The following is a 7,758-nucleotide window of genomic DNA, read 5'->3' as shown; positions in this document are numbered from 1 at the left end:
AACCTGCAGCCGCGCTCTTGGTCCACCCCACTCCCTCAAGCCACCAGCCCCCTGACCAGCGCAGAATCGCTCGGCCTGAGTCACCCGGCAGTAGAGAATCCTGCCGCGATCACTATATTCCGAAAGGATCACTGAATTCGCACTTCAGGGACCCTTCTTGCTTCTGGACCTCTATGGAAACCCCAGCCGAGAGCGTTACGGCACGTCGACGAGAAATCCTGCAACGATCACTACATCAGCAGCTCAGCGCATCACTCATGCAGTGATCCTTAGCGTATTCGTCACATCGAAGCGCTGTGCGGGCGATTGGGACCTGTGGCCGACGGCGTCGCATTGGCAGAGGCCCAGCGCTGCCTGGAAGAGGCGGTCGAGACAATGGCCGCCAGTAGGGTCGAATGCACGTCCGACTTCAGATACGCCATTGAGCCGAGCCGCTGCTGGAGCGAGTACGAGCAGGCGATGTTCACGGCCCTCGGCACCACCGCCCGCGACGGGCGGCTGTTGGGGCCACTGGCCCGGCTCATGCGCGAGAATGACCAGGCCTTCCGACGCGGCACGGGATGGAGCCCAACGCCCTCTCGTGTAGCTGGGCTGATTGCTGCGGCTTTGAACGGGCCAATCGCGTCGACGGGCGGTACACGGCTGCCTGCGGCGGTGATCACGCATGCGCTCCGGCTGGCGTGGCCAAGGCGAGGGCACAACCGGCATCAGCCGGCAGGAGCAGCCGATCTCCAGAGATGGGCTGCTTCGCTGGAGGCCGACGACATCGGGCTGGCCATGCTGCTGTGCCTCCTCCTGCGCTGGACGGACGCCAGCGAAGTAGCTGCACTGGCGCCAGCCCTGTTCAGCCACGCGTGGGCCACCAAGGCCAGCCACCTGCGGTTCGCAGGCCTCGACCTGCTCACCTCCATCCGCACCACCGTGGACGAGGTCACCGAGACCCGAGTCATCGAGCTGCTGAACGACGTGCACACCGACAACATCTGGGTCTCCACGATGCTCGTCGACGCCTTGCACGTTTACGGTCAGCTCACTTCGCCCTACAGCGTTGACGACATCATCGAGGAGATCTCTTCTCTCCTTGCCAGCCCCAAGCAGACCGACGCCCACTCCCGTGCTCAAAGAGTCGTGGAGAGCCAGTTCGAGGAAGTGATCTCTGCGCCGTTTATCGAGGCAATCGATGCTCTTGAGCCGGCCGCACGCCGCGCGCTGCTTATCCTCGCAGTGCGGGAAGGAGACGCCAGCCTGTTCACAGACGTTGTCCTCAAGGAGCTCATACGCGCGAAGGACCCAGCCGCACTGCCAGCTTTCCGCTACTGGGCGTCACATATGAACGTGCCCGATCCATTCCGCCAGAATGCGATCAGTTGCCACTTGCTCGGCATCGAAGGCTGCGCCGCACACCTGGAGATCCCTCCCCCGATGCTGGGCAGCCACGAAGGCGCCGACGCAGAAGCATGGCGCTGCTACGGGCAGATCTTGTTCTGGCTTCACCGCCCAAACCTCCACTCAGATGACCGATACGCACGCTGCATTCCGCTGTGGGAGCAGCTCACTACCTTTCTCCTGGACGCCGCCGTTGACCCGCTCCAGCAGTTTCAGTCTGTTGCCATGTTCGCCCAAGACATCCGTACGAGCGCGCTCGGCCTCATCGTCGATTCCTTCCCCGGCCACATCCGCACCGTTCTGCACCATGGCCTGAACGCCCCGGAGCACCTCACCTCGCTCTTCCCCCACCCCCAGCCCGACGACCGCACCGCCACCGTGCTGCGCCTACTCGCTCGCGTAGGAGATCATTCCTCCCTCCAACTGCTCGCCCTCTACCGCGACCACCCTGGTCTCGGCGGTACAGCCGCAGACACCATCCGACGTCTCAACAACCGCACCGCTGAAAGCTAATCGCGCAGCGTCGACAACGCGGATCCAATACCGCCTGCTGGGGCAAACAGAGCAAAGGTCCCTCGTACTCCCCCACCTATAGATAATCGACATCCGCGCCGTGGGCTCCGTGGCCCTGCTGGACCCCAAGGGTGCGCCGCACGACAGCGTGCAGGCGATCGACCGCGCGCTGCGTCAGATGCCCGGACAGAGAAAGCTCACCTCTTTGATCGTGCCGGTATTCCTCCAGCCCGATGAAACGCCGGAGGATATGTTCACCTCGGGTTCGTACCGCCCTTTGGTCAAAGTTCTCGAAGGGCTGCGGGCTCACGATGAAGAGGCCGTGGAATTGCTGGCGATCCCGCAGGAGCCTCAGTGGCAGAGGCGCTACGCCGCGCTGCGCGAGCTGGTGCGTGACGAGGAAGGCCCGGCAGAGGTCCTGCCCGGCTTCACCGTGCACGGGATAGACGTGGGTAAGTGGCTGGCCCGCCAGCGGAAGCCCGAGGTGTGGGCTGGCCCTGGCCGACGGGCAGCGCGAGCGCCTCGAGGCCGTCGGCGTTGCCCGGCTCGCCGCGGCTCCGGCCCCAGTGGAGCCGGACGTGTCCGCAGATCCGTCCACGACGCCCGTGAGCGCCTTCGAAAGGGGCGTTGCGGAAGACCGCACGGGCTCTACGAAGGTCCCTAGGCGGTGTCTTCAAATGGTCTTGGGTGGTGGATCATGGTCGGGTGATACGTCGCCATGAACTGTCGGACGCCGAGTGGGAGTTCGTCCGGCCGCTGCTGCCCGCATCGCTGCGGGGCCGCAAGCGGCTGGACGACCGCACGGTGCTCAACGGGATCGTGTGGGAAGTTCCGCACCGGGACCGCCTGGCGGGACGTGCCCGAGCGGTACGGCCCGTGGGCCACGCTGCACACCCGCTTCCGCCGTTGGGCCCTGGATGGCACCTTCGAGCGGATGCTCCAGGCCGCCCAGGCCAGGGCGGACGCGGCCGGGGACATCGACTGGCTGGTGTCGGTCGACTCCACCGTCGTGCGGGCCCACCAGCACGCCGCCGGGGCCCGAAAAGGGGGCTCCGCAGCCCCGCCCTCGGACGCTCCCGAGGCGGCCTGACCAGCAAGATCCACCTGGCCTGCGATGCATGGGGTCGTCCGCTGGCCTTCACCGTCACCGGCGGCAACACCAACGACTGCACCCAGTTCACCGCCGTGATGGAGGCGATCCGGGTGCCCCGCCTCGGCCCGGGACGCCCCCGGGTGCGGCCCGATCACGTGCTGGGCGACAAGGGCTACAGCTCCAAGGCGATCCGGGCCTGGCTCAGGCGGCGGGGCATCGCCCACACCATTCCGGGCCAAAGCGGAGCGGGCCGACCAGGTCCGCAACCGGCTCCGCCGGGGCAGCCGCGGCGGGCGCCCGCCGGTCTTCGACCGACAGCTCTACAAGCGGCGCAACGTGGTCGAACGCTGCTTCAGCCGGCTGAAGCAGTGGCGCGGCATCGCCACCCGCTACGACAAGACCGTCGAGTCCTACCGGGCAGCCGTCACCCTTGCCTCGCTCCTGATGTGGGCGTGACATTTGAAGACACCACCTAGGGCCCACGTAGAGGCGTTGCCGGACGGGACGGAGGTCAAGCTCGGGGTGTTCCTCACCAACAGCAAGAGCCGCCGGCCCAAGCTGACCGTCGACAAGCTCGCCGCGCTCGCCGGCCTCGGGCTGGAGTGGGCGGCCACGGAAGGAGCGGCGTGATGACCGGCCCGAGGAAGAGCGGCGCGTGCAGGACGCTGTGCGTCGGCACGCCAGCACCAGGGCCTTCACGGAGGCGGAGGACGTCATCTCGGCTGCGCTGTCCGACGCCGGGGTGCAGGCGGCGCGGGCCCAAGTGGAGGCGGCAGAGACGGAGCTCGGCCTGGAGCTGTGCGCCCGTCTCCAGCCGTTCCAGGACCGCTACGACCAGGCCGTGGCGGTGGCGACGCGGCCCGGCTCATCGAGGTCTGCGCGGGCACGCACGGCAGCTGGGGGCGGATCTGCGTCCTGCCCGACGGTCACGAGACCTCGATGGAGGAACCGCACTGGGGCCGCAACAGCGAGGGCCGACCGATCGCGTGGGTGGGCAGCGCACCCGACGGCTGGTGAGCAGCGGCGCAGGCTTCGCCCCACCCAGCTCACTCTATGTCTCGACCCTTGGCCTGGTTCTTGAGGTTGCGGCCTGCACCACTGGGTGACTTCAGGTAGGCGATCTCATCTTCTGCGACCTGCCACTTGGCGTACAGGTACGTGCATGCCCAGATGGAGGCTCCGAGGGCAGTAAGGGTCGCGCCCTGAGCTACCACCAGACGCTTGGTGAGCTTGGAGAGCTTGCCTCCAGTTGACGCGGCCTCGCTCTTGCAGATGCCGACGTGGCCCGTCTCTTGTGAGTGCCGCTGCAGATCTTCGAGACCTTCAGCCTGAAAAGGACACGCCGTGCACGCGTAATTGATCATCAGTTGATCCCCCCAACGGAACCCAGATTGCCACAGTTTGAGGGCGCCAACGCACCACTTAGCCATCCTCCAGCCCGGAGCCAGCCGGAAGGTAACTGTCGCCCTCACCCCCGCAGCAGCGTCGTGCCAGGCCCTACACGCACTGGGGTGCGATGCCCGGGGGTTCTGAGCTGCGGCATCGCACTGGTGTGCATGTAGGTCCTGCGATCTTGGGGCCCTCCCCCTGCCGAACTACGTGGTGGCCGGGGCGGGTTCGGCGAGGCGGTCCAGCCGCGTGTAGAGGGCCCGTACGAGGCGGGCGCGGTTCTGGGCGCAGCGGGCGGTGCCTTCCGGCGCCTATCAGGCGGCTTCCACCGGTTCGAGTTCCTCGCCTCCCTGATTGCCATGGACAGCGAGCACGAGTTCCACGCGAACCCGTGGTCCGGCGACTTCCTGCTGGAGGGCTGGTGGGGGTACGACGACGTCGGCCTCGCCCCGGATATCGCTCGGGAGATCAACGAATCCTGGCCGCTCCTGCAGGCCGGCGCCTTCGGCGGGGAGGTCCAACGGGCTGAGGCTCTTGGTATTCGCCGTACGACGACTCCTACTTCAGCCAGGCCCGTGCCCTCGACATCGACCACCTGGTCCCGCTTGCCGAAGCATGGGACTCCGGCGCCTCTGCCTGGACCAGCGCCGAACGCCAGGCGTATGCCAACGACCTCGACGATGCCCGCGCGCTGATCGCGGTGTCCGCAGCCAGCAACCGGTCCAAGGCCGACCAGGACCCCACCACCTGGCAGCCCCCGGCCACCGGGTACCGCTGCACCTACGCAACCGACTGGGTCGCCATCAAGACCAGGTGGAGCCTCGCCGTCGACCCCGCCGAACAGACGGCTATCTCCACGATCCTCGACACCTGTCCCGATGCGCCCATCGAGGTCACCCGAGTCCGCTGACCATACGGCTAGGCCTGTGAAGGGTTGCTGAAACCCGTGGTTCGGGGACCTTTTTGGCGTCTGACGGCTCCGGCACGGCCCTGCCGGAGCCGGATATGCGGCCTATAAGACGGCTGGCCACGCTGTGGCCAGAGACTAGGCGCTCTTTCGCTGTGCCCTTGCCGGGACTGATCCTGGTGTCGGGGCACATAGAGGGGGAGCTATGGAGGCCGAACGCATCCGGGTCATGGTGACGGTGAAGGCGTACCCGACGCTGTCGCGGCAGTACAACGAGACGGTCTGCGTCGCCGGGGTGCGGATGGATACTCCGCGGCCGGAGCATGTGCGGTTATTCCCGGTCCCGTTCCGGGACATGGAGCAGTCCAAGCAGTTCCACAAGTACGACATCGTCGAGGTCGATGTCTCCGGCCACTCCCGGGATGACCGGCCGGAGAGCCGGCGACCGGTGCTGGATTCGCTGGAGGTCGTCGGTCACGTAACCAGTGACAGGTCGTGGGAACGGCGGGCTGAGTGGGTACGTCCGCTCGTCGCGGACTCGCTGTGCCAGATCAAGCGGGAGCAAGTGGCGAACGGGACGTCGCTGGGGGTGTTCCGGCCCGCTGAGGTCAAGAGCTTTCGGCTGGTCAAGGCCGATGACCGGTCCGCGTGGCAGGACATGATGGCCTCGCAGATGAACATCTTCGACCAGGAGCGCAAGGCGTTGGAGGCACTGCCTTACCGGTTCGTCTACAGCTTCCGCTGTGATGACGAGAGTTGCAGAGGACACGAGATCGGGCTGCTGGACTGGGAGGCGGGGGCGGCGTACTTGAAGTGGCGTCACCTGTACGCGCCTGGGGTGCTGGAGGACAAGATCCGGCAGCGGTGGTTCACCGAGATCGCTGGTCCGCAGCGGGACCTGCACTTCTTCGTCGGCAACCTGCACAAACGGCCGCACCAGTTCATGCTGCTGGGAGCGTTTTACCCGCCGCGCGGGGTGATGGATCGCTTCCAGCTCTTCTAGCCCAGGGCGGTCACAGGCAGGCCATGATCGGCCAGGGCCATGTCACAGATGACCTTGCGATGGCAGCGGTCCTCGTCCTGTTCGAAGCACAGCACGGCCACCGTCTCCTTGGCCGCCAGGGCGAAGAGCTCGTCCAGAGCCTGCGGCGCGGGGTCCTTGTCGAGCAGGCTCCGGAAGACGGCCCGTCCCTCCGTGGCCCGTCCCTCCCAGAACGGCGGGCGGTTCTCCTTGGGGTTGCCCAGTGCCCGCAGATGCCGGTAGCCGATGCCGGCCTCCGTCAGCGCGCCGGTCAGCTTGTTCTTGCTGAAGCCCGGCTTGCGGCTGAGGGGCGTGAGCCGCACATCGGCCACCGTCCTCACGTTGCGGGCCAGCAGCTGCTCCACGAACTGCTCGATGTTTCGCCCTTCGTACCCGGCCGACACGATCCCGGCTTCTGCGGCGCCCCGCGCTTCCCGCACCAGTTCGTCGACCGACACGCCGAAGGCATCGGCCAGGGCCGCCACGGTGAACAGTCCCGGATTGGATGTGGTCTCAGCCTCGATACGCTCCAGCGTCCGCGGTGAGATTCCTGCAATGTCCGCCAACTGTGCGCGGCTCCAGTCTCGCTGCGACCTGAGTCGGCGCAGGTGCATAGCCAGCCGCTTGCCTTGTGCTCGCTGCAGCGCATCCGTCGTGGGTCGTCCCGCCATGGCCACCGATCCTAGGGCCCATTGAAATAGGTGGGCGCACCGGGTGTTCGCTGACTGCAACGAGTACGCCACCGTTCGATTCCGCTCACTTCGGGGATGGTGACTGACCTCCACTCCTTCGGGTGAGGGCAGCCTGTTGATGCTGGGGCTGGGTCAGCACGGCCCCTAGCCCTACCGACCGGAGGGGGCAACGGATATGGACGGGGCACCTTGCGGGCGCTGCGTGTCGCGATGTGGGTGCTGGTCGCGATCGAGTTCCTCATCCCCGCCGCGCAGCGTCCCCAGCCCGGTCGATGCGCACGTTGCGGGCGCGTGCTGCTCATCCGCGTCGGCGGCCGGGCTGTGCCCGGGCGTGGATGGTGTGGTCGGCCAGGTGGGCGAGGACTGCGTGGTTGGCCTCCCAGCCGTCGGGGACCTTGCAGGCGGCTCCGGGGTGTGCGGGGTCGTTGGAGGGGTGGGCGTCGAGAAGTTCGGGGATGCCTGCGCGGGTCACGACGATGCAGGCGTGGCGGTGTCGTGAGGTGAGGACGCACAGGCGGCCGGCTTCCAGGTGGAAGGCGGAGGCGTCGCCGCGGCCGGAGAGGGGGTGCAGGACGATGGTGACGCGAAATTCGCAGCCTTGGAGTCGGTTGGCGGTGTCGATGGTGATGCCGTGGAGTTGGGGGTGTTGGCGGGCCAGGAGCGTGCGGATGTGGTGGGCCTGGCTGCGGTGGGCGGTGCCGATGGCGATGTCGCCCGGCAGCAGGGCGGGTCATGTCCCTTGTCGTGGTGTAGCCGA

General features: G+C 67.0%; 8 protein-coding genes and 4 pseudogenes. 6 read left to right on the top strand and 6 right to left on the bottom strand.

Annotation, left to right across the window (positions count from 1 at the left end):
- Window positions 1-315 precede the first annotated feature (315 nt).
- A complete protein-coding gene (locus tag ACVW19_RS34050) occupies window positions 316-1,899 on the top strand; it encodes a hypothetical protein (RefSeq protein WP_457464445.1) in 1,584 nt (527 codons plus the stop codon).
- Window positions 1,900-1,975: 76 nt separating this feature from the next.
- Here ACVW19_RS34050 and ACVW19_RS34045 read toward each other — a convergent pair whose 3' ends face one another.
- On the bottom strand, window positions 1,976-2,338 hold the full coding sequence (locus tag ACVW19_RS34045) for a hypothetical protein (protein WP_457464444.1): 363 nt from the start codon (window positions 2,336-2,338) through the stop codon (window positions 1,976-1,978).
- A gap of 269 nt (window positions 2,339-2,607) precedes the next feature.
- Between ACVW19_RS34045 and ACVW19_RS34040 the strand changes: the two are divergent.
- The 3 genes and pseudogenes from ACVW19_RS34040 (at window position 2,608) to ACVW19_RS34030 (ending at window position 4,009) form a co-directional block, all read left to right on the top strand.
- Window positions 2,608-3,448 (top strand): annotated as a pseudogene (locus tag ACVW19_RS34040) (IS5 family transposase).
- 36 nt (window positions 3,449-3,484) lie between these two features.
- On the top strand, window positions 3,485-3,622 hold the full coding sequence (locus ACVW19_RS34035) for a hypothetical protein (RefSeq protein ID WP_457464443.1): 138 nt from the start codon (window positions 3,485-3,487) through the stop codon (window positions 3,620-3,622).
- A gap of 168 nt (window positions 3,623-3,790) precedes the next feature.
- Window positions 3,791-4,009, top strand: coding sequence for a hypothetical protein (locus tag ACVW19_RS34030; protein ID WP_457464441.1), 219 nt, complete (start codon window positions 3,791-3,793; stop codon window positions 4,007-4,009).
- Between the two features lie 29 nt (window positions 4,010-4,038).
- Here ACVW19_RS34030 and ACVW19_RS34025 read toward each other — a convergent pair whose 3' ends face one another.
- The 3 genes and pseudogenes from ACVW19_RS34025 to ACVW19_RS34015 form a co-directional block, all read right to left on the bottom strand.
- Complete coding sequence (locus ACVW19_RS34025) at window positions 4,039-4,356, bottom strand: hypothetical protein (RefSeq protein ID WP_457464439.1); 318 nt, start codon at window positions 4,354-4,356, stop codon at window positions 4,039-4,041.
- 231 nt (window positions 4,357-4,587) lie between these two features.
- Window positions 4,588-4,686, bottom strand: a pseudogene (locus ACVW19_RS34020) (restriction endonuclease); the annotation flags it as partial.
- 9 nt (window positions 4,687-4,695) lie between these two features.
- A complete protein-coding gene (locus ACVW19_RS34015) occupies window positions 4,696-4,902 on the bottom strand; it encodes a hypothetical protein (protein WP_457464437.1) in 207 nt (68 codons plus the stop codon).
- Window positions 4,903-4,949: 47 nt separating this feature from the next.
- On the opposite strand from ACVW19_RS34015, the pseudogene ACVW19_RS34010 reads away from it, so the two are divergent.
- Both ACVW19_RS34010 and ACVW19_RS34005 read left to right on the top strand, forming a co-directional pair.
- Window positions 4,950-5,291: pseudogene (locus ACVW19_RS34010) on the top strand (HNH endonuclease family protein); the annotation flags it as partial.
- 226 nt (window positions 5,292-5,517) lie between these two features.
- A complete protein-coding gene (locus ACVW19_RS34005; protein WP_457464436.1) occupies window positions 5,518-6,291 on the top strand; it encodes a hypothetical protein in 774 nt (257 codons plus the stop codon).
- Here ACVW19_RS34005 and ACVW19_RS34000 read toward each other — a convergent pair.
- Together ACVW19_RS34000 and ACVW19_RS33995 are read right to left on the bottom strand one after the other, a co-directional pair.
- Entirely contained in the window at window positions 6,288-6,923 is a 636-nt protein-coding gene (locus ACVW19_RS34000; RefSeq protein ID WP_457464894.1) for a DUF488 family protein, N3 subclade, read from the bottom strand. The genes ACVW19_RS34005 and ACVW19_RS34000 overlap by 4 nt on opposite strands.
- Before the next feature lie 376 nt (window positions 6,924-7,299).
- Window positions 7,300-7,728 (bottom strand): annotated as a pseudogene (locus ACVW19_RS33995) (AAA domain-containing protein); the annotation flags it as partial.
- Window positions 7,729-7,758: the final 30 nt, after the last annotated feature.

Source organism: Streptomyces sp. TE5632 (assembly GCF_054061295.1).
Note: the sequence above shows the minus strand (reverse complement) of the source record. Positions and strands in the feature narration are given on the sequence as shown.